Source organism: Geodermatophilus sp. CPCC 205506, assembly GCF_051383635.1.
Taxonomy (GTDB): domain Bacteria; phylum Actinomycetota; class Actinomycetes; order Mycobacteriales; family Geodermatophilaceae; genus Geodermatophilus.
The window spans coordinates 46,249-65,982 of sequence record NZ_JALPKP010000005.1 but is presented as its reverse complement, the minus strand read 5'-3'; the positions used below and the strand labels follow the sequence as shown (position 1 = coordinate 65,982).

At 75.8% G+C, this 19,734-nt stretch carries 18 protein-coding genes; 10 read left to right on the top strand and 8 right to left on the bottom strand.

What is annotated here, in order from left to right; genetic code table 11:
* Positions 1-97 precede the first annotated feature (97 nt).
* Both MY520_RS04310 and npdG read left to right on the top strand, forming a co-directional pair.
* Positions 98-280, top strand: a complete 183-nt coding sequence (locus MY520_RS04310) for a hypothetical protein (RefSeq protein ID WP_436690442.1) — start codon at positions 98-100, stop codon at positions 278-280.
* A 111-nt stretch (positions 281-391) separates the two neighbouring features.
* Complete coding sequence (npdG, locus tag MY520_RS04305; RefSeq protein ID WP_436690440.1) at positions 392-1,087, top strand: NADPH-dependent F420 reductase; 696 nt, start codon at positions 392-394, stop codon at positions 1,085-1,087.
* Positions 1,088-1,096: 9 nt separating this feature from the next.
* Here npdG and MY520_RS04300 read toward each other — a convergent pair whose 3' ends face one another.
* From MY520_RS04300 to MY520_RS04265, 8 genes are all read right to left on the bottom strand, one after another.
* Complete coding sequence (locus MY520_RS04300) at positions 1,097-2,206, bottom strand: nucleotide disphospho-sugar-binding domain-containing protein (protein WP_436690438.1); 1,110 nt, start codon at positions 2,204-2,206, stop codon at positions 1,097-1,099.
* A 152-nt stretch (positions 2,207-2,358) separates the two neighbouring features.
* Positions 2,359-3,189: a 3-methyl-2-oxobutanoate hydroxymethyltransferase gene (gene panB / locus MY520_RS04295; protein WP_436690436.1), complete on the bottom strand. Its 831-nt coding sequence runs from the start codon at positions 3,187-3,189 to the stop codon at positions 2,359-2,361.
* On the bottom strand, positions 3,186-5,021 hold the full coding sequence (locus tag MY520_RS04290) for an NAD+ synthase (protein ID WP_436690434.1): 1,836 nt from the start codon (positions 5,019-5,021) through the stop codon (positions 3,186-3,188). Before MY520_RS04290 ends, panB begins: the two co-directional genes overlap by 4 nt.
* A 48-nt stretch (positions 5,022-5,069) precedes the next feature.
* Positions 5,070-5,924 carry a slipin family protein gene (locus tag MY520_RS04285; protein WP_436690432.1) on the bottom strand — a complete coding sequence of 285 codons (855 nt, stop codon included), beginning with the start codon at positions 5,922-5,924 and terminating at the stop codon, positions 5,070-5,072.
* Between the two features lie 108 nt (positions 5,925-6,032).
* Entirely contained in the window at positions 6,033-6,467 is a 435-nt protein-coding gene (locus tag MY520_RS04280) for a hypothetical protein (RefSeq protein WP_436690430.1), read from the bottom strand.
* 29 nt (positions 6,468-6,496) lie between these two features.
* Positions 6,497-6,730 (bottom strand): heavy-metal-associated domain-containing protein, encoded by a 234-nt coding sequence (locus MY520_RS04275; protein WP_436690428.1) that lies wholly within the window; start codon positions 6,728-6,730, stop codon positions 6,497-6,499.
* Between the two features lie 130 nt (positions 6,731-6,860).
* Positions 6,861-7,640, bottom strand: a complete 780-nt coding sequence (locus MY520_RS04270) for an SDR family oxidoreductase (RefSeq protein ID WP_436690426.1) — start codon at positions 7,638-7,640, stop codon at positions 6,861-6,863.
* On the bottom strand, positions 7,637-8,167 hold the full coding sequence (locus tag MY520_RS04265) for a DinB family protein (protein WP_436690424.1): 531 nt from the start codon (positions 8,165-8,167) through the stop codon (positions 7,637-7,639). Before MY520_RS04265 ends, MY520_RS04270 begins: the two co-directional genes overlap by 4 nt.
* Before the next feature lie 234 nt (positions 8,168-8,401).
* Here MY520_RS04265 and MY520_RS04260 point away from each other — a divergent pair, with 234 nt between their 5' ends.
* The 8 genes from MY520_RS04260 to MY520_RS04225 all read left to right on the top strand — a co-directional run bounded on the left by MY520_RS04260 (position 8,402) and on the right by MY520_RS04225 (position 19,658).
* Positions 8,402-11,128, top strand: a complete 2,727-nt coding sequence (locus MY520_RS04260) for an ATP-binding protein (RefSeq protein WP_436690422.1) — start codon at positions 8,402-8,404, stop codon at positions 11,126-11,128.
* A gap of 49 nt (positions 11,129-11,177) precedes the next feature.
* On the top strand, positions 11,178-11,885 hold the full coding sequence (locus tag MY520_RS04255; protein WP_436690420.1) for a helix-turn-helix transcriptional regulator: 708 nt from the start codon (positions 11,178-11,180) through the stop codon (positions 11,883-11,885).
* Between the two features lie 58 nt (positions 11,886-11,943).
* Positions 11,944-12,372 (top strand): hypothetical protein, encoded by a 429-nt coding sequence (locus MY520_RS04250; protein ID WP_436690418.1) that lies wholly within the window; start codon positions 11,944-11,946, stop codon positions 12,370-12,372.
* Positions 12,373-12,383: 11 nt separating this feature from the next.
* Positions 12,384-12,992, top strand: a complete 609-nt coding sequence (folE, locus tag MY520_RS04245) for a GTP cyclohydrolase I FolE (protein WP_436690416.1) — start codon at positions 12,384-12,386, stop codon at positions 12,990-12,992.
* A gap of 18 nt (positions 12,993-13,010) precedes the next feature.
* Positions 13,011-14,249, top strand: coding sequence for an NAD(P)/FAD-dependent oxidoreductase (locus MY520_RS04240; protein ID WP_436690414.1), 1,239 nt, complete (start codon positions 13,011-13,013; stop codon positions 14,247-14,249).
* A gap of 110 nt (positions 14,250-14,359) precedes the next feature.
* On the top strand, positions 14,360-15,700 hold the full coding sequence (gene glnA, locus MY520_RS04235) for a type I glutamate--ammonia ligase (protein WP_436690412.1): 1,341 nt from the start codon (positions 14,360-14,362) through the stop codon (positions 15,698-15,700).
* A 113-nt stretch (positions 15,701-15,813) separates the two neighbouring features.
* Complete coding sequence (locus tag MY520_RS04230) at positions 15,814-16,545, top strand: type 1 glutamine amidotransferase (protein WP_436690410.1); 732 nt, start codon at positions 15,814-15,816, stop codon at positions 16,543-16,545.
* Positions 16,546-16,550: 5 nt separating this feature from the next.
* Positions 16,551-19,658: a bifunctional [glutamine synthetase] adenylyltransferase/[glutamine synthetase]-adenylyl-L-tyrosine phosphorylase gene (locus tag MY520_RS04225; protein ID WP_436690408.1), complete on the top strand. Its 3,108-nt coding sequence runs from the start codon at positions 16,551-16,553 to the stop codon at positions 19,656-19,658.
* The last annotated feature ends 76 nt before the right edge of the window (positions 19,659-19,734 follow it).

Sequence of the window (19,734 nt, the reverse complement as noted above, 5' to 3'; positions counted from 1 at the left end):
GCCGCACCACCACCAGACCTCCCCGGAGTCCTTCTGACCGGCGCGGCCCGGCGGTGGCAGGGTGGGCCGCACAGACCCGACGCGGAGGAGGGCGCACATGGCGCAGGGCCCGTGGTTCTACTGCCTCAAGCACCACACCGTCGAGGACCGGGACGGCTGCGCGGAGCGGCACCGGCTCGGTCCGTACGCCACCCGCGAGGAGGCCGAGCACGCGCTGCAGTCGGTGGCCGAGCGGGAGGAGCGGCTCACCTCCGAGGACCGGGACTGGGAGGGCGACTGACGAAGGACCCCCCGCCCGGCGCGGGCCCCCGGAGGGTGGCCGTGCCGGTCCGCCACCAAGGCATGATCGGGACCGGAGCGCCGGGCGGTCCGGCGCGCGAGAGGTGGCGACGTGACTGACGGGCGTTCGGTGGAGGACCTGGTCGTCGGTGTGCTCGGCGGGACCGGTCCGCAGGGCCGCGGACTCGCCGTCCGGCTCGCCGCGGCGGGGCAGCGCGTGCTGCTGGGGTCACGCGACGCCGAGCGGTGTGCGTCCGTCGCCGCGGACGTCGCCACCCGGGCCACGGCGGCCGCGGGCGGCGAGGAGGTCTCGGTGCAGGGCGGGTCGAACCTCGACGTGGCCGGCGCCGCGGACCTGGTGATCATCGCCGTCCCCTTCGCCGGGCACGCCGACACGATCGCCGAGCTGGCCACCCCGCTGGCCGGGAAGGTCGTCGTCGACTGCGTCGTCCCCATGGCCTTCGACGAGCTCGGCGCCTACGTGCTCGACGTCCCCGAGGGGTCGGTGGCGCAGCAGGCGGCCGCGCTGCTGCCCGACTCGGACGTGGTCGGCGCCTTCCACCACCTGTCGGCCGTCCTGCTCGAGGACCTCTCGAAGCCCACCCTCGACGGCGACGTCATGGTGGTCGGCGACGTGCGCGAGGCGACCGACACGGTGCAGGCGCTGGCCGGCCGGCTGCCCGGCATGCGCGGTGTCTACGCGGGGCGGCTGCGCAACGCCCGCCAGGTCGAGGCGCTGACGATCAACCTGGTCTCGGTCAACCGCCGGTACAAGGCGCACGCCGGGGTCCGCATCACCGACGTCTGACGCCGCGGCTCACCGGGCGGCGAGCGCCTCCAGGTGGGGCACCACCTCGGCCGGGTGCGGCATCGCGGCGATCTCGGCGGCCACCTCGCGGGCGTTCGCGGTCAGTGACGCGTCGCCGACCAGCCGCTCGAGCGTCGCGGCATCCAGCTCAGCGAGCGGCACGGCCAGGCCGGCGCCCCGCCGGGCCAGCAGGCGGGCGTGGGCGGTCCGGTCGCCCGCGCCCGGCACCACGATCTGGGGTACCCCGGCGACGAGCGCGGTCATCAACGTCCCCGCGCCCCCGTGGTGGACGACGCCGGCGACCAGCGGGAACGCATCGCCGAACGGCAGCCAGTCCGTCGTCGTGACGTTGGCCGGCAACGGCTTCCGCGTCGCGCGCCGGTCGGGCCGGACGAGGACGACGTCGACGTCGGCGCCCGCGGCGGCCTCGACCACGCGGCTCATCAGCCGGTCCGGCCGGGGGTCGTCCACGGTGGACCGGCTGACCAGCAGGGTCGGCCGGTCGCGGGGCAGGCGGAGGTCGGCGGGCAGCCCGCCGGTGCCCGACGCGGGCACGTAGCGCATCGGGCGGCCGCGGCGCTCGCCGGCCAGGCTGGGCGGGATCGCGACGACGGCGTCGACCGGCTCCGGCAGCACGCCGGCGCCGGGCCGGACAAGGTTCCCGGCGACGGCGCGGAACAGTGCCCACCCGTCGAACACCAGGGCGTCGACGAGGACCGAGGGGACGCCGCACCGTGCCGCGGCCAGCGCGCCGGCGGCGGCCAGCCCCTCGTGCAGCACCAGGTCCGGCCGCCAGTCCCGGGCCAGTGCGACCGTCCCGGCCGCCATCCGGCCGCTGACGGACGCGAACAGCAGGCCGACGCCGTCGGTGCCCTCGTCGCCGGCGACCATGCGGCCGATGCGGACCGGATGGCGGAGCAGCGGCGCGACGAAGGCCCTGCGCATGCTGAGCCCGGGCGCGACGTCGTGCGCGGGCAGGCCGGCCCGGCGCACCACGTCGACGCCCTCGGCGGCGGTGGCGAACAGGACGTCGTGCCCGGCGTCGCGCAGCGCCCGAGCCGGCGGCACCAGCGGCAGCACGTGCCCGGTCAGCGGTGCGGCGACCAGGAGCACCCGCATGCCGCCAGGGTGTCTGCGGGCGCCGGGCCGGGGCAAGCCTCCACCGCGCCGTTGCCGGCGTTCTCCGCGCACTGCCCGTCCTGCAGGACCCGCAACGGACGAGGAACGCCGGCAGTGCGTCCCGGTCGGGCGGCCGGGGCAACCGGGAGGGGCTACTCGAAGGAGTGCTCGGGTCCCGGGAACGTGCCCGCGTGCACCTCGTCGGCGTACTCCCGGGCCGCGCGCAGCAGCTCGGCGCGCAGGTCGGCGTACTTCTTCACGAACCGGGGGACCCGGCCGCCGGTCAGCCCGGCCATGTCCGGCCAGACCAGCACCTGGGCGTCGCAGTCGACGCCGGCCCCGATGCCGATGGTCGGGATGGTCAGCTCCTTGGTGACCTGCCCGGCGATCTCGGCCGGCACCATCTCGAGGACGACGGCGAACGCGCCGGCCTCCTGGACGGCGTGCGCGTCGGCCAGCAGCTGGTCGGCGCCCGCGCCGCGGCCCTGCACCCGGAAGCCGCCGAGGGCGTGCTCGCTCTGCGGCGTGAACCCCACGTGCGCCATCACGGGGATGCCGTTCTCGGTCAGCAGCCGGATCTGCGGGGCCACCCGCACCCCGCCCTCGAGCTTGACCGCCTGCGCGCCGCCCTCCTTCATCAGCCGGACCGACGTCGCCAGCGCCTGCTGCGGGCCGGCCTCGTAGCTGCCGAACGGCAGGTCGGCCACGATCAGCGGCCGCGTGGTCGAGCGGGTGACCGCCTTGGTCATCAGCAGGATGTCCTCGACGGTCACCGGGACCGTGGAGGTGTGCCCGAGGACGACGTTGCCGGCGGAGTCGCCCACCAGGAGCACCGGGATGCCGGCCTCCTCGAACACCGACGCGCTCACCGTGTCGTAGGCGGTGAGCATCGCCCACTTCTCGCCGCGCTCCTTGGCCTGCTGCAGGTGGTGCACCCGCACCCGGGCCGAGGAGGTCCCGCCGTACAGCACCGACTCCGTCATGACTGGGCCGCTCCTTCGCGGACGCTCGGAAGGCTCTCCCGCCAGCGGTTGGAGATGGGCAGCCGCCGATCACGTCCGAACGCCTTCAGGCTGATCTTCGTTCCCGGTGCCGACTGCCGGCGCTTGAACTCGGCGGCGTCGACCAGACGGAGCACGCGGGCCACCACCTCGGGGTCGTGGCCGCGCTCGAGCAGCTCGGCCATCCCGAGGTCGCGGTCGACGTAGTCGGCGACGACGGCGTCCAGCTCCTCGTACGAGGGGAGCGAGTCGGTGTCCACCTGCCCGGGCGCCAGCTCGGCCGACGGTGGCTTCTCGATGGAGTTCCGCGGGATCGGCTCGGTCTCGCCGCGGTCGAGGGCGTACGCGTTGCGCCAGCGGGCCAGCTCCCAGACGAGGGTCTTGGGGACGTCCTTGATCGGCCCGAACCCGCCGGCCGAGTCGCCGTAGAGGGTGGAGTACCCGACGGCGATCTCGCTCTTGTTGCCGGTGGTCAGCAGGAGGTGGCCGTGCTGGTTGGACAGGCCCATCAGCAGCGTGCCGCGCACCCGCGCCTGCAGGTTCTCCGCCGCGACCCCGTGGAGGTCCACCGAGCCGTGGTACGCGTCGACCATCGGCGCGATCGGCACGACGGAGTAGTGCAGCCCGGTCCGCTTCGCGAGGTCCTCGGCGTCGGCCAGCGAGTGCTCGCTGGAGTACTTCGAGGGCAGCCCGACGCCGTACACCCGGTCGGCGCCCAGTGCGTCGACCGCCAGCGCCGCGACGACCGCGGAGTCGATGCCGCCGGAGAGGCCGAGCACCACCGAGGGCAGGCCGTTCTTGTCGATGAAGTCCCGGAGGCCGAGGACCAGCGCCCGCCAGACCTCCTCGCAGTCCTCCAGGGCCTCGACGATCGACGGCGGCCGGGTCTCGAACGCCGCCACCGGCTCCTCGGACACCACGTGCCGGGTCACCGTCATCGGCCCGATCCGGCCCTCCCGGCGCTCGGGCACCGCCGACGGGTCGATGGTGAGGTCGACGGTGAGCAGGTGCTCGACGAACTGCGGCGCCCGGCCCAGCAGCTCGCCGTCCGGCGCGACGGCCATCGAGTCGCCGTCGAAGACGAGCTCGTCCTGCCCGCCGACCTGGTTGCAGTAGACGACGGTGGCCCGCGCCTCGGCGGCGCGGCGGCGGACCAGCGGCAGCCGCAGGTCGTCCTTGGCCCGCTCGTAGGGGGAGGCGTTGGGGGAGACGACGAGGTCGACGCCGGCCTGCCCGGCCACCCCGCACGGGCCGCCCTCGACCCACAGGTCCTCGCAGACGGTCAGTGCCACGTCGATCCCGTGCAGCCGGACGACCGGCAGCTCGGTGCCGGGCACGAAGTAGCGCGCCTCGTCGAAGACGCCGTAGTTGGGCAGGTGCCGCTTGTAGTAGCGGACGACGACCTCGCCGCCGAACAGCAGCGCGGCGGCGTTCCGCGGCGCGCCGCGCCGGGGGTTGGCGTCGGCCGGGCGGTCGTCCTCGGGCATCGACTCGACCGGCGCCGGGCCGGCCCCCTGGGTGTGCGCGAGGTAGCCGACGACGACGGCGATGCCGCCCAGGCCCTGGTCGGCGAGGGAGGCGGCGAGGTCGACGACGGCGGACTCGCTGGCGGCGGCGAAGGACTCGCGCAGCACGAGGTCCTCGGGCGGGTACCCGGTCAGCGTCATCTCGGGGAAGACGACGAGGTGGGCGGAGGCCTCGGCGGCCTTCGCCGTCCAGCGGGTCACCAGCTCGGCGTTGCCGGGGAGGTCGCCGACGCGGGTGTCGACCTGGGCCAGGGCCACCCGGAGTTGAACCGGCGGGGATTCGGTCACGCCGCCCATCCTGGCCGCCGCCCGGGGTGCCCGGCCAGGCGGGGCAGGTCAGCCGGCCTGGGCGGTCGCCCGCGGCGCCGGCACGCCGTCCACGGCCGGCGGGGCGACGGCCTCGGGGGCCGGCGGGGCGTCGGCCTCGGGTGCCGCCGGGGTGGACCGTTCGAGGAACCGCAGCAGCTCGACGGGGAAGGGCAGGACGAGCGTGGAGTTCTTCTCCGCGGCCACCTCGACCACGGTCTGCAGCAGGCGCAGCTGCAGCGCGGCCGGCTGGGTGTGCATCACCTGGGCCGCCTGCGCCAGCTTCTGCGACGCCTGCAGCTCGCCCTCGGCGGTGATCACCCGGGACCGGCGCTCCCGCTCGGCCTCGGCCTGCCGGGACATCGAGCGCTTCATCGACTCCGGCAGCGCGACGTCCTTGATGTCGACCCGGTCGATGTGCACGCCCCAGTCGACGGCGGGGCTGTCCATCATCAGCTCCAGGCCCTGGTTGAGCCGCTCCCGGTTGGACAGCAGGTCGTCGAGGTCGCTCTTGCCGATGATCGAGCGCAGCGACGCCTGCGCCACCTGGCCGATCGCGGCCTCGTAGTTCTGCACGTCGACGACCACCCGGACCGGGTCGAAGACGCGGAAGTAGACGACGGCGTCCACCTTGACGGTGACGTTGTCGCGGGTGATGCCCTCCTGCGCCGGGACCGGCATCGTGACGATCTGCATGTTGACCTTGTGCATGCGGTCGATGGCCGGGGCGATGACGGTGAGGCCGGGGGAGCGGGCGTCGCCGCGCAGCCGGCCGAGGCGGAGCACCACTCCCCGCTCGTACTGCTTCACCACCCGGATGCTGGCGCCCACCAGCACGAGCAGGCCGATGACCACCACCGCGAGCACTGCCAGAACGGCGTCCATCTCGCCCTCCGCCGGCGGCCCCGCGGCCGGACGCGCAGGTCGCGCCCGTGGCCGCGGCGCCCTCGTGACGGCGTTTCCATGCTAGATCCGGACGGCGCCCGCGGACCGTCAGCAGTGCGCGTACTCGGACGGGCGCAGCGCCATCACGCCGGCCATCGCGACCAGCATCAGCGCGTGCCCCCAGAGCATCAGGCCGCCGGTGGACAGCACGCCGGCCCACATCGGGACGAAGAGGACGACGAACGGCAGGTACATCGCCGCGCCCATCTCGGCGCACGCCCGCCAGCTGTGCCGCCGCCACCGCATGACCGCGGTCATCCCGATCGTCATGTTGGTCGCCATCACCAGGGCCATCGGCTCCGGGCGGTCGAGGACGGCGCCGGCGCCGAAGGCGTCGAGGACGAACTGCCACACCGGGTGCAGGGCGACCATCCCGACGGCCATGGCGACGACCATCTCCAGGTAGTGCAGGACGAGCCTGCGGGTGCGCCGCGAGCGGTGCGGCGCGTCGGACGGGTGGACGGGGGTGTGCAGGGGGGACACGGGTGGCTCCTCTCCGGGCAGGGGGCGGGTCAGGGGACGAGGGCGTAGCCGGCCTCGTCGACGGCGGCGGCGATGTCCGCGCGGTCGACGGCTGCGTCGACCGCGACGGTGACGGTGCCGCGGGCGAGGTCGACGGCGACGCTGCGGACGCCGTCGACGCGGCTGATCTCCTCGGTGACGGCACGCTCGCAGTGGGCGCAGGTCATCCCGGTGACCTGGAAGGACGTCGTCCCGATGAACGTGCGGGGGGTGCTGGTCAACACGGCGGGCTCCTGGGGGAGTCGGGTGGATCGGACGATCCGAGACTCCGGTCAGGGCACCGGTTGTCGCGCCGGGGAAACCGCCAGGTCGATCACCGGGGAGGGGCCGAAGTGGCCACTTCTGCCCCCGCGGTCAGCGTGCCGACCAGCCGCCGTCCGAGGCGATGACCTGCCCGGTGACCCACGCGGCCTCGTCACCGACCAGCCAGGCGACGAGGCGGGCGGTGTCGTCCGGGGTGCTCCACCGGCCCCCGGGGTTGGCCCCGGCGACCCGCGCGCGCAGGTCCGCGTCGGCGTAGCCGGTGTCGTTGGGTCCGGGGTCGACGCAGTTCACGGTGATCCCGCGGGGCATCAGGTGCACCGCGAGGCTCCGGGTGAGCTGGTGCAGGGCGGCCTTGGCGGCGATGTAGGGCAGCTCCGCCGGCATCGCGCCGGCGTACTGCCCCGAGGTGAAGGTCAGGACCCGCCCGCCGGGCCGGCCGTCGTGGCGGGCGGCGAGGGCCTGCACCAGCAGCAGCGTGGCCCGGGTGTTCACCGCGTAGGTGAGGTCGAGCTCCTCGGCGGTCACCTGCTCGAGGGACTGGGCGCTGCTGCGCGCGTGGTTGGCGACGAGGACGTCGAGCCGGCCGAACTCCTGGCAGGCGGCGTCGACCAGCCGGGCCGGTGCCGCGGCGTCGGCCAGGTCGGCGGCGACGTGCGCCACCCGGCCGCCGGCCGCCCGCATCTCGGCGACCAGGGCCTCCGCGCCGCCCGGGTCCGCGCCCCAGGGCTGCTCGGCGTCGTGCGGGGACCACGAGTGGACGAGCACCGCGGCTCCGTCGGCGACCAGGCGCCGGGCGACCGCCGCGCCGATGGCGATGCGCCGGCTGGCGCCGGTGACGAGGGCGACCCGACCGTCGAGCGGGCGGGTCACCTCCCCAGCAGGGCGGCCAGCTGGTCGGCGTGGTCGCGCTGGTGGCCGGGCAGGAACGCCAGCAGGCCGGCGATCGTGACCGGGCCGTCCACGGCGTGCACCCCGGCGCTGTCGAGGTCGGCGGGCGCCAGGTCCGCCACGCTGCCGAACAGCGCCGCCTGCGCCGTCCGCAGCTGCTCGGCCAGCTGTACCGGCGGAACGGCGCGGTAGCCGGCGACCCGGGCCGGCTCGTGCGGGACGAAGTCGGCCAGCAGCGGCTCGGACTCCGTGCGCAGCCGGTAGATGCGCTCGGTGAACACCAGCGCGCTGTCGCGCAGGTGGCCGGCGACCTCGCGCGGCGTCCAGTCCAGTTCCGCGGCGTACTCCGGGAAGTGGCCCATCCGGACCAGGCGGGCGCGGTCCGCGGCGGACAGGCGCGCGTCCCACCGGTCCGTGGCGGACGCGCGGGCCACCAGGAGGTCGACGCGCGCCTGCTGGCGCGCCAGGGTGTCCGCGGTCTCGCCCACCAGGTCACGTACGGCTGTCATGGCGCGGCAGCCTGGCCGACCGCGGTCGCGAGGGCCAGGGCCGTTGTCCCCGGGCGGAAGTGTGGGATCGCTCACTCCCCGCGCAGGATCGTGCCCTCCAGCGCCCGCACCGCCCTGCACCGCCCCCTGCCGCGATGATCATGGGACTGTTGCTCGACGACGCGCCCCACCACCGCGTGTCCGACGGCGACAACCCCATGATCATCGCGGGAGGGGCGATCTAGGCTCGTCCGCGTGCTGCAGGGCCGGGAGCGGGAGCGGGCCGCCGTCGCCGCGCTGCTCGAGGACGCCGCCGCCGGCCGGGGCGGAGCCCTGGTGCTGCGCGGCCAGCCCGGGGTGGGCAAGTCCGCGCTGCTGGCCGACACCGTCGCCCGCGCGACCGCCGACACGGTGCTGCGCACGCAGGGGATCGAGTCGGAGTCGCCGCTGGCCTTCGCCGCCCTGCACCGGCTGCTGCGCCCGGTCATGGCCTGTGCCGACCGGCTGCCCCCGCCGCAAGCCCATGCCCTGCGCACCGCGTTCGGCGAGCAGGCCGGTGGCGAGGCCGACCGGTTCCTCGTCTTCCTCGCCGCGCTGAGCGTGCTGGCCGAGGCGGCCGAGCAGACGCCGGTGCTGGCCGTGGTCGACGACGCCCACTGGCTGGACGACGCGTCGGCGGCCGCCCTGCTGTTCGTCGCACGGCGGCTGCAGAACGAGCGGGTCGCGCTGCTCTTCGCCGCCCGCACCGGTGACGTCCGGGGCTTCGACAGCGGCGACCTGCCGGCACTCGAGCTGGGCGGCATCGACCGCGAGGCGGCCGGCGCGCTGCTCAGCGAGCGCGCCGGGGTGCCGGTGCCGGCCGAGGTCCGCGACGCACTGCTGGCCGGCACCGGCGCCAACCCCCTGGCACTGGTCGAACTGGCCGAGGCACTCACCGCCGAGCAGCTCTCCGGCGCCGCACCGCTGCCCGAGCGGCTGCCGCTCACCGGCGGTGTGGAGCGGGCGTTCCTCGACCGCTGCCGCCGGCTGCCGGCCGAGGCGCAGCAGCTGCTGCTGGTGGCGGCCGCAGACGACTCCGGCCGCGCGGCCGTGGTCCGGCAGGCGGCGCAGGGGCTGGGCGTGGGCGACGACGGGCTGGAGGCGGCCGAGCGGTCGGGGCTGCTGCGGGTCGAGGGCGCGGCCGTCGAGCTGCGCCACCCGCTGGTCCGGTCCGCGGTCTACGGCGCGGCCACCAGCTCCGGACGGCGGCGGGTGCACCGCGCGCTGGCCGCGGCGCTGACCGGTCCCGACGACGCCGACCGCCGGGCCTGGCACCTGGCCGCGTCGGTGGAGGAGCCCGACGAGGACGTGGTCGCGGCGCTGGACGCCGCCGCCGAGCGGGCCGTGGCCCGGGGCGGGCACGAGGCCGCGTCCGCCGCGTGGGAGCGCGCCGCGGAGCTGACGCCTGCCGGTGAGCAGCGGGCGCGGCGGCTGTGCCGCGCCGCGCACTCGGCCTGGCTGACCGCCCAGCAGGTGCGGGGACGCGCGCTGGCCGAAGCGGGCCTGGCCCTCACCGCCGACCCGGGGCTGCGGGCCGAGCTGCGCCGGCTGCGGGCCCACCTCGAGTTCCACGGCGCCTCCCAGGACGAGGCGCACCGGATGGTGCTGGAGGCCGCCGCCGAGGTCGCTCCGCACGACCGGCGGCAGGCCGGCGACCTGGCGCTGCTCGGCGCCGCGCTGGCCGCGTCCGGCGCCCGGTCGGGCAGCCCGATCGACCCCACGGCGCTGCTGCCCCCCGCCGGACCCGACGCACCCGACCGCGACCGCTGCCTGGTCGCGCTGGTCCACGGCCTGTCCGCGGTGCCGCGCCGGGACTGGCGGCGCTCGACGGCGTCCCTGCGGGCGGCCGTGGACCTTGCCGACCGGATCGACGGCGTCCGCGACGAGGACGTGCTGATCAACCTCGGCGTGGCGGCCTACTTCCTCGGTGACGACGACGTGGCGCTGCGGCTCCAGGACCGGCTGCTGCACCACGCGCGCGACACCGGCGGCCTGGTCACGACGGTGCACGCGCTGACCCGCCGGAACATCCCCGAGCTGGCCACCGGGCGGTGGAGTGCGGCCGCCGCAGGGGCCGGCGAGGCGCTGACCCTCGCCGAGAACTCCGGGCAGCCGGTGCTCGCCGCCTGGCCCACCGCCGTGCTCGCCGTCCTCGCGGCGCTGCGCGGCGAGACCGCCCGGGCGACCCGGCACCCGGCGGCGGTCGAGGCCATCGTGGCGAGCTCCGCCCTGGGCATCGTCACCGAGCTGGTCACCGACCTGGCCCGCTGGGCCCGCGGGCTGCTCGACGCCGCCGACCCGGCCGCCGCACTGCGACCGCTGGAGCGGCTGGGCTCCCTGCCGGTCGCGCACCTGGCCGCGGTGGACCGGGTGGAGGCGGCCGTCCGGGCCGGCAGGGACGACCTCGCGCGGCAGCGGGTCGCCGACCTCACCGCCTTCGCCGAGGGCACCGGCGCGGCCTGGGCGGCGGCCGTGGCCGCGCACGGGCGGGCGGTGCTCGCCGAGGGCGAGGAGGCCGAGGGACACTTCCGCGCGGCGCTGGCCGCGCACGAGGACTCGCCGCGGCTGCCGTCGCGGGCCCGCACCCAGCTCGCCTACGGTCGCGCGCTGCGCCGGGCCCGGCGGCGGGTGGACGCCCGGCCGCACCTGCGCGCGGCCCTCGCCGCGTTCGAGGACCTCGGCGCCGCGCCGTGGGCGGAGCTGGCACGGCAGGAGCTGCGCGCCTCGGGGGAGACGGCCCGCCGCCGGGATGCCGTGGCCGCGCCAGAGCTCACCCCCCAGGAACAGCAGGTGGTCCGACTGGTGCGCCAGGGCCTGTCGAACCGGGACGTCGCCGCCCAGCTGTTCCTCAGCCCCCGCACCATCGACTTCCACCTGCGCAACGTCTTCGCCAAGGTGGGCGTGGCCAGCCGCACCGAGATGGCCGCCCTGGCGCTCGACTGAGCAGGCCCGACACTCTTTCGTCAACGAGAGTCAGTCGTAGAATGCCGGCATGGACGCCGACCGCAGCGCACAGGTGGCCGCGGTCGCCACGCTGGCCGAGCCGACGCGGCGACGGCTGTACGACCACGTCGTCCGCCAGCCGGCACCGGTGAGCCGCGACGAGGCCGCCGGCGCGCTCGGGCTGCCCCGGGCCACCACGGCGTTCCACCTCGACAAGCTCGTCACCGACGGCCTGCTCGAGGCGCACTTCGAGCGCCGGTCGGGGCGCACCGGGCCGGGGGCGGGCCGCCCGGCCAAGCTGTACCGGCGGGCGGAGTGCTCGGTCGCGGTGTCGCTGCCCGAGCGCCGGTACGACCTCGCCGGCGAGCTCCTGGCCGGCGCGCTCGAGGAGGCCGACGCCTCGGGTGAGCCGCCGCGGGTGGTCCTCGGCCGGCGGGCCCGCGCCCGCGGCCGGGAGCTCGGCGCGGCCGCACGCGCCGGCGAGGACGGCGCGGCCGCCCGGGAGGTCGTGGTCGGCGTCCTGGAGGACGCCGGCTTCGAGCCGCGCACCGAGGACGGCACGACCGCCCTCGCCAACTGCCCGTTCCACGCGCTGGCGCGGGAGCACACCGAGCTGGTGTGCGGGATGAACCTGCAGGTGCTCGCGGGCCTGCTGGAGGCGGTCCCGGGGACGGGGTGGGCGGCCCGCCTGGCCCCGGCGCCGGACCGGTGCTGTGTCCGTCTCGAACCCGGGGCGGACGCCGCGGCCCGGGGTTGACAGGACTGTGACCCAGGTCTCTACTTCTAACCAGTGTTGGTTTTAGAAGGAGGACCCCATGACGATCCACGTGACCCGGTCCCCGGCCACCACGGCCGACCCTGCCCGGCAGGCGTTCCTCCTGCTCCGCACGGGCTTCACCGTGGCGCCGATCGCCTTCGGGCTGGACAAGTTCGCGAACCTGCTCACCGACTGGCCGGCCTACCTGGCCCCGTGGGTGGACGACCTCGTGCCGGGCACCGCCCAGCAGGCCATGTACGCCGTCGGCGTGGTGGAGGTGCTCGCCGGCGTCGTGGTCGCGGTGGCGCCGCGGTTCGGCGGCTGGCTGGTGGCGGCCTGGCTCGCCGGGATCATCGTGAACCTGCTGACCTTCCCCGGGTTCTACGACGTCGCCCTCCGCGACTTCGGCCTGCTCGTCGGCGCCGTGGCCCTGGCCCGGCTGGCGGTCCGCTACGCCCCCGCCCGCCACGCGGACGCCGGCGCATGAGCGTCCCCGGCATGACCGCCGTCCCGGCGGAGCGGCCCACCCACCTGCACGTGGTCCGGCCCCGCGAGGCCGTCGACCTCCCCGCGGCGCAACAGGCCGTGACGGCGCTGCTGCGGGCCCTGGGGCGGGACCCGGACACCCCGCACCTGGCCGAGACCCCGCGGCGGGTGGCGGAGTCCTTCGCCGAGCTGCTCACCTGCCCGCCGTTCGACCTGACCACCTTCGCCAACGAGGGCTACGACGAGCTGGTCATCGCCAAGGACATCCCGGTCCGCTCCCTGTGCGAGCACCACCTGCTGCCGTTCTCCGGGGTGGCCCACATCGGCTACCTGCCGGCCGGCCGGATCCTCGGGCTGTCCAAGCTGGCGCGGGTCCTCGAGCTCTTCGCGCGCGACCTGCAGGTCCAGGAGCGGCTCACCCAGCAGGTCGCCGACTGGCTGCAGGAGCACCTCGCCCCGCGCGGGGTCGGGGTGGTGGTCGAGGCCGAGCACCTGTGCATGTCGCTGCGCGGCGTCCGCGCGCCCGGCGCCCGCACCGTCACCTCCGCGCTGCACGGCGTCCTCCGGCCCGACGCCCGCTCCCGCGCCGAGTTCTTCGCCCTGACCGGAACCACCGCCTGATCCGATCCGGAGGTCACCATGCCCGCCTCGAACCCGTTCGTGATCGTCGGCGCCGGGCTGGCCGGCGCCAAGGCCGCCGAGACCCTGCGCGAGGAGGGCTTCGACGGGCCGGTCGTGCTGGTCGGCGCCGAGAGCGAGCGCCCCTACGAGCGACCGCCGCTGTCCAAGCAGTACCTGCTGGGTGCGGCGGCCCGGGAGAAGGCCTACGTCCACGACGAGGGGTGGTATGCCGAGCACGACGTCGAGCTGCGCACCGGCGTCCGGGCCACCCGGCTCGACCCGGCCGGGCACCGGCTGGAGCTCGACACGGGGGAAGCGCTGACCTACGGCAAGCTCCTGCTGGCCACCGGGTCCTCGCCGCGCCGGCTGCCGGTCCCCGGCGCCGACCTCGACACCATCCGGTACCTGCGCACCCTCCCCGACGCCGACCGGCTGCGGAGCGATCTCGCCGAGGGCGGGCGCCGGGTCGTGGTGGTCGGCGCCGGCTGGATCGGCATGGAGGTGGCCGCGGCCGCCAGCACCTACGGCAACGAGGTGACCGTCCTGGAGCCGCAGCCGGCCCCGCTGTTCGGAGTGCTGGGCCGGGAGCTGGGCGCCGTCTTCGCGGGGCTGCACCGGGAGCACGGCGTCGACCTGTTCACCACCACGACGGTGCGCGAGATCCGGCCGGCCGGGGACGGGACGGTCTCGGTCGTCACCGACGGGCACGCCGGACTGCCCGCCGACCTCGTCGTCGTCGGTGTGGGGGCGGCGCCGAACACCGACCTCGCCGCGGCGGCCGGGCTCGCGACCGACAACGGCGTCGTCACCGACTCGGCCCTGGCGACGGCGGCACCCGACGTGTTCGCCGCGGGCGACGTGGCGGCGTCGTTCCACCCGCTGTACGACCGCCACGTGCGGGTCGAGCACTGGGCCAACGCCCTGAACGGCGGGCCGGCGGCCGCGCGGTCGATGCTCGGCCGGGACGTCGTCTACGAGCGGGTGCCGTACTTCTTCACCGACCAGTACGACTGGGGCATGGAGTACTCCGGCCTCGCCTCCCCCGAGGACACCGTGGTCTGCCGGGGCGACGCCGACAGCGGCGCCTTCGTGGCGTTCTGGCTGGCCGAGGGGCGGGTGACGGCGGGCATGAACGTCAACGTCTGGGACGTCACCGAGCCGATCCAGGAGCTCATCCGGTCCGGCCGGCCCGTGGACCCGGCGCGGCTGGCCGACCTCGACGTGCCGCTGGACCAGGTGGCCGCGGCGACCGGCTGACCGCGACACGGAACGAATCCGGGCAGGCCCCCCGTGTGCCGGTCGTCCCGAGCGGGCAGGCTGGGGACGACGTCACACCCCGGAAACGACTGGACGCGATCATGCCGAGCATGGACCGACAGCAGGAGTTCGTCCTGCGCACCCTCGAAGAGCGCGACATCCGCTTCGTGCGGCTGTGGTTCACCGACGTCTCCGGCTACCTGAAGGCGGTGGCCGTCGCGCCGGCCGAGATCGAGGCCGCCTTCGCCGAGGGCATCGGCTTCGACGGGTCGGCGATCGAGGGCTTCGCCCGCGTGTACGAGTCGGACATGCTGGCCAAGCCGGACCCCGCCACCTTCCAGGTGATGCCCGCCGCTGAGGGGCGGTCCAGCGACACCGCGCGGATGTTCTGCGACCTCACGCTGCCCGACGGGTCGCCGTCGTGGGCCGACCCCCGGCACGTGCTTCGCCGGACGCTGTCGAGGGCCGCCGACATGGGCTTCACCTTCTACACCCACCCCGAGGTCGAGTTCTTCCTGCTGAAGAACCTGCCGACCGACGGCAGCGTCCCCGAGCCGGCCGACACGGGCGGCTACTTCGACCTGTCCACGCACGACGTCGCGCACGACTTCCGGCGCGAGGCGGTCTTCGCGCTGGAGGCCATGGGCATCTCGGTGGAGTTCAGCCACCACGAGGTCGCCCCCGGCCAGCAGGAGATCGACCTGCGCTACGCCGACGCGCTGTCGATGGCCGACAACATCATGACGCTGCGGCACATCGTCCGGGAGGTGGCGCTGGCCCAGGGCGTGCACGCCACCTTCATGCCCAAGCCGTTCACCGACCTGGCCGGCTCGGCGATGCACACGCACCTGTCGCTGTTCGAGGGCGACCGCAACGCCTTCCACGACCCGGCCGACCCGATGAAGCTGTCGGCGACCGCCCGGCAGTTCATCGCGGGCCTCCTGGTCCACGCCAAGGAGTTCACCGCCGTCACCAACCAGACGGTGAACTCCTACCGGCGGCTGCTGGCCGGCACCGAGGCCCCGACGGCGGCCACCTGGGGCCGGGCCAACCGCTCGGCGCTCGTGCGGCTGCCCTCGTACAAGCCGAGCAAGGCGCAGTCCGCGCGGGTCGAGGTGCGCTCGCCGGACTCCGCGTGCAACCCGTACCTGACCTTCGCCGTCCTGCTCTCCGCCGGACTGCGCGGCATCGAGAAGGGCTACGAGCTGCCGCCGGAGGCGGAGGACGACGTCTGGTCGCTGACCGACACCGAGCGGCGGGCCGCCGGCTACGAGGACCTCCCGGTCTCCCTCGGCGAGGCGCTCACCGCGATGCAGAGCAGCGAGCTGGTCGCCGAGACGCTCGGCGAGCACGTGTTCCAGTTCTTCCTGCGGAACAAGTGGGCGGAGTTCAACGCCTACCGGCAGAACGTCACCCCGTGGGAGCTGACCCGCTACCTCCCCGGCCTGTAGCGCCCGGCGCCCCGTCGGTCTCCGCGGAAATCGTCGGCGCTCCTCCCGTCGGTTTCCGCGGAAACCGACGGGAGGAGGAGGGGCCGCAGGACGGCGACAACTACGCTCGTCGGGTGGCCCGCCTGCTCGTCGTCGTCCCCCACGAGACCGATCCGCCGGCCCGCCTCGGGGAGTGGCTGGCCCAGGCCGGGCTGGACCTCGACGAGCGGCACCTCGGCGACGGCGACGACCTCCCGGCGACGCTCGACGGGTTCGACGGGGTGCTCGTCCTCGGCGGCCCGCAGTCGGCGATGGACGACGAGCAGACCAGCCCGGAGCTGGCCGGGGTGCGCCGGCTGCTCGCCGATGCGCTGCGCGACGACGTCCCCACCCTGGCGGTCTGCCTCGGCGCCCAGCTGCTCGCCGAGGTCGGCGGCGGCCGGGTGCGGAAGGGGATCGACGGCCCGGAGGTCGGCGCACTGCTGGTCGCCAAGCGCGACGCCGCGGACCGTGACCCGCTGTTCCGCCCGCTGCCGCTGAGCCCCGACGTGATCCAGTTCCACCACGACGAGATCGCCGAGCTGCCGACCGGCGCCACCCTGCTGGCGAGCAGCCCGATGTACGCGCACCAGGCCTTCAGGGTGGGTCAGCACGTCTACGGCCTGCAGTTCCACATCGAGACGACGCCGGAGATCGTCGAGGAGTGGGCCGAGCGGGACACCGTGGGTGTGGCCGCCAGCCCGTTCGACCGGGAGACGATCTGCGCCCGCGCGGCCGCGGTCCACCCGGACCTCGAGGAGGTGTGGGCGCCGTTCGCCGCCCGCTTCGCCGACCTGGTGCGCAGCCGCGCCCGAGCGGCGGCCTGACCGGCGTGACGACGAGCGACGCGACGGAGATCCCCCGCCGGGCGGTGGTCCGGCTGGTGCGGTTCGGCTTCCACGACGGCGAGCGGGCCGCCCGGCTGCTGTCCGAGCCGCAGATGGGGCTGTGGGACCTCGACCGCAACGAGCCGGCCGACCCCGAGGCGGGGCCGGTCGTCTCCGCGCTGGCCCGCACCGGCGACCCCGACCTGGCGGTGCGCTCGCTGCGCCGGCTGGTCGAGTCCCTCGACCGCGACGACCCGACCGGCGGGTCGGCCGCCACGCTGCTGGCCCGGCTGCGCGGATCGGCGCTGCTGCGGGCCCGGCTGCTCGCCGTCCTCGGCGCCAGCTCGGGCCTGGCCGACCACCTCGCCGCCCACCCCGGTGACTGGACCGTCCTGGACGGCGAGGGCGACACCCGCGGGCCCACGCGGCCCACCGCGCAGTCGCTGGAGCGGCAGATGCTCATCGCCGTCGGCGCCGATCCCGACGACCCGCCGTGGGGCGTGCGCCTGGGCAAGGCCGCCCCCGACGCGAGCCCGCAGCGGGTGGGCGCCCTGCGGCTGGCCTACCGCCGGGCGATCCTCTCCCTCGCCGGCCGCGACCTGGGCGAGAGCCGGCCCGCCGACGACGTCGCCGCCGAGCTGGCCGACGTCGCCGCCGCCGTCCTCACCGCCGGGCTGGCGCTGGCCGTCGCCGAGCAGCCGGCCGACGCCGCGGCCTGCCGGCTGGCGGTCATCGCGCTGGGCAAGACCGGCGGCCGCGAGCTCAACTACGTCAGCGACGTCGACGTCGTCTTCGTGGCCGAGCCGGTGGACCCGACCGAGGCGGAGGCGCCCGCGGTCAAGAGCGCCACCCGGGTCGCCGCCGCGCTCATGCGGATCTGCCGGGAGGCGGCCTGGGAGGTCGACGCCGCGCTGCGACCCGAGGGCAAGGCCGGCGCGCTGGTGCGCACCGTGGCCGGGCACGCCGCCTACTACCGGCAGTGGGCGAGCACCTGGGAGTTCCAGGCGCTGCTGAAGATGCGCCCGGTCGCCGGGGACCCCGACCTGGGGCGCGCGTACGTCGAGGAGCTCTGGCCGCTGGTCTGGAAGGCCGGCGACCGCCCGGGGTTCGTCGCCGAGGTGCAGGCGATGCGCCGCCGGGTGCTGGACAACATCCCGCCCGCCCAGGCCGAGCGGGAGCTCAAGCTCGGCCGCGGCGGCCTGCGCGACGTCGAGTTCGCCGTCCAGCTGCTGCAGCTCGTGCACGGCCGGGTGGACCACTCGCTGCGGGTGGGGGGCACCGTGCCGGCCCTCATGGCGCTGTCGGCCGGCGGCTACATCGGCCGGGACGACGCCGCCACGCTCATCGCCTCCTACCGGTTCCTGCGCACCGTGGAGCACCGGCTGCAGCTGCTGCGGCTGCGGCGCACCCACCTGCTGCCCACCGACGAGCAGCAGCTGCGCTGGCTGGCCCGCTCGCTGGGCTACAAGCCCGACCACCGGGGCGAGGCCGTCGATGTCCTGGACGCCGAGCTGAACCTGCACACCCGCGAGGTGCGCCGGCTGCACGAGAAGCTCTTCTACCGGCCGCTGCTGTCGGCGGTGGCCCGGGTGCCCGGGGAGGCCGCGCAGCTGGGCTCGAAGGCGGCCGGCGACTGGCTGCGCGCCCTGGGCTTCGCCGACCCCGACGGCGCGCTGCGGCACATGGGTGCGCTCACCGGCGGCGTCTCCCGCTCGGCGTCGATGCAGAAGTACCTCCTGCCGGTGGTGCTGCAGACCCTCGCCGACTGCGCCGACCCCGACGCCGGGCTGCTGGCCTACCGCACGGTCAGCGAGGCGCTCGGCGGCAACCAGTGGTACCTGCGACTGCTCCGCGACGAGGGGCAGGTCGCCGAGCGGCTGGCCCAGCTGCTCGGGTCCAGCCAGTACATCGCCGCGCTGCTCACCCGCACGCCCGAGGCGCTGCGCATCCTCGCCGACGACGCCGAGCTGGAGCCGCGCAGCGCGGCCGCGCTGGCCGGTGCCTGGCGGCAGGCCTCGGCGCGGGCCGCCGACCCGCAGGACGGCGTCCGGGTGCTGCGCGGCCTGCGCCGGCACGAGCTGCTGCGCGTCGCCGCGGCCGACCTGCTCGGCCTGCTCGACGTCGACCAGGTCGGGCGGGCGCTCACCGACATCGCCGTCGCCACCCTGCAGGTGGGGCTGGACGCCGCCGTCCGGGCGCACGCCGCGGAGGCGGGGATCGAGCCGGCCGCGCTCCCCACCGACGTCACCGTCATCGGCATGGGGCGGCTCGGCGGCGGCGAGATGGGCTACGGCTCGGACGCCGACGTGCTGTTCGTGCACCGGCCGCGGGCGGGGGCCGAGGAGGGGAAGGCGACCGCGGCGGCGAACGCGATCGCGCACACGCTGCGCCGGCTGCTCGGCGAGCCGGCCCCCGACCCGGCGTTCGAGGTGGACGCCGACCTGCGGCCCGAGGGCCGGCAGGGCGCGCTGGTGCGCAGCCTGGACTCCTACCGCGAGTACTACGAGCGCTGGATGTCGGTGTGGGAGGTGCAGGCGCTGCTGCGGGCGGTCCCGGTCGCCGGGGACGAGGCCCTCGGACGGGCGTTCATCGAGCTGGTCGACCCCATCCGGTACCCGGACGAGGGGCTCAGCGCCGAGCAGGTCGCCGAGATCCGCCGGATCAAGGCCCGGGTGGAGCGGGAGCGACTGCCCCGCGGCGCCGACCCGACCACTCACACCAAGCTCGGCCGCGGCGGGCTGGCCGATGTCGAGTGGACCGTCCAGCTGCTGCAGCTGCAGCACGCCGCCGCGGTGCCGGCGCTGCGGGTGACCTCGACGGGAGCCGGCCTCGACGCCCTGCACGAGGCCGGGCTGCTCGACGCCGAGCAGGCCGACGCCCTGCGGACGGCATGGCAGCTGGCCACCCGCGCGCGCAACGCCGTCTTCCTCGTCCGCGGCCGCCCCAGCGACCAGCTGCCCCGGCCGGGGACCGAGCTGGCCGGCGTGGCCCGTGCGAGCGGCTACGGGCCCGACACCGACCCCGGCCGGTTCCTCGACGAGTACGGCCGGACCACCCGGCAGGCCCGGTGGGTCGTCGAGCAGGTCTTCTACGGGCAGCCGGGCGGCGGCTGAGCGGACGAAGGTCCCTGGCGTGTCGCGCCGCCCCCGGAGCAGCCTCGGCGCCGTCCGTACCGCAGCCGTGGACAGC

What these genes read in the sequence shown, in the direction of transcription:
- MY520_RS04240 (WP_436690414.1), top strand. Translation starts at nt 13,011, where the DNA reads ATGCCCGCCTCGAACCCGTTCGTGATCGTCGGCGCCGGGCTGGCCGGC.
- panB (WP_436690436.1), bottom strand. Translation starts at nt 3,189, where the DNA reads ATGACGGAGTCGGTGCTGTACGGCGGGACCTCCTCGGCCCGGGTGCGG.
- MY520_RS04300 (WP_436690438.1), bottom strand. Translation starts at nt 2,206, where the DNA reads ATGCGGGTGCTCCTGGTCGCCGCACCGCTGACCGGGCACGTGCTGCCG.
- glnA (WP_436690412.1), top strand. Translation starts at nt 14,360, where the DNA reads ATGGACCGACAGCAGGAGTTCGTCCTGCGCACCCTCGAAGAGCGCGAC.
- MY520_RS04250 (WP_436690418.1), top strand. Translation starts at nt 11,944, where the DNA reads ATGACGATCCACGTGACCCGGTCCCCGGCCACCACGGCCGACCCTGCC.
- MY520_RS04265 (WP_436690424.1), bottom strand. Translation starts at nt 8,167, where the DNA reads ATGACAGCCGTACGTGACCTGGTGGGCGAGACCGCGGACACCCTGGCG.
- MY520_RS04255 (WP_436690420.1), top strand. Translation starts at nt 11,178, where the DNA reads ATGGACGCCGACCGCAGCGCACAGGTGGCCGCGGTCGCCACGCTGGCC.
- MY520_RS04310 (WP_436690442.1), top strand. Translation starts at nt 98, where the DNA reads ATGGCGCAGGGCCCGTGGTTCTACTGCCTCAAGCACCACACCGTCGAG.
- MY520_RS04285 (WP_436690432.1), bottom strand. Translation starts at nt 5,924, where the DNA reads ATGGACGCCGTTCTGGCAGTGCTCGCGGTGGTGGTCATCGGCCTGCTC.
- folE (WP_436690416.1), top strand. Translation starts at nt 12,384, where the DNA reads ATGACCGCCGTCCCGGCGGAGCGGCCCACCCACCTGCACGTGGTCCGG.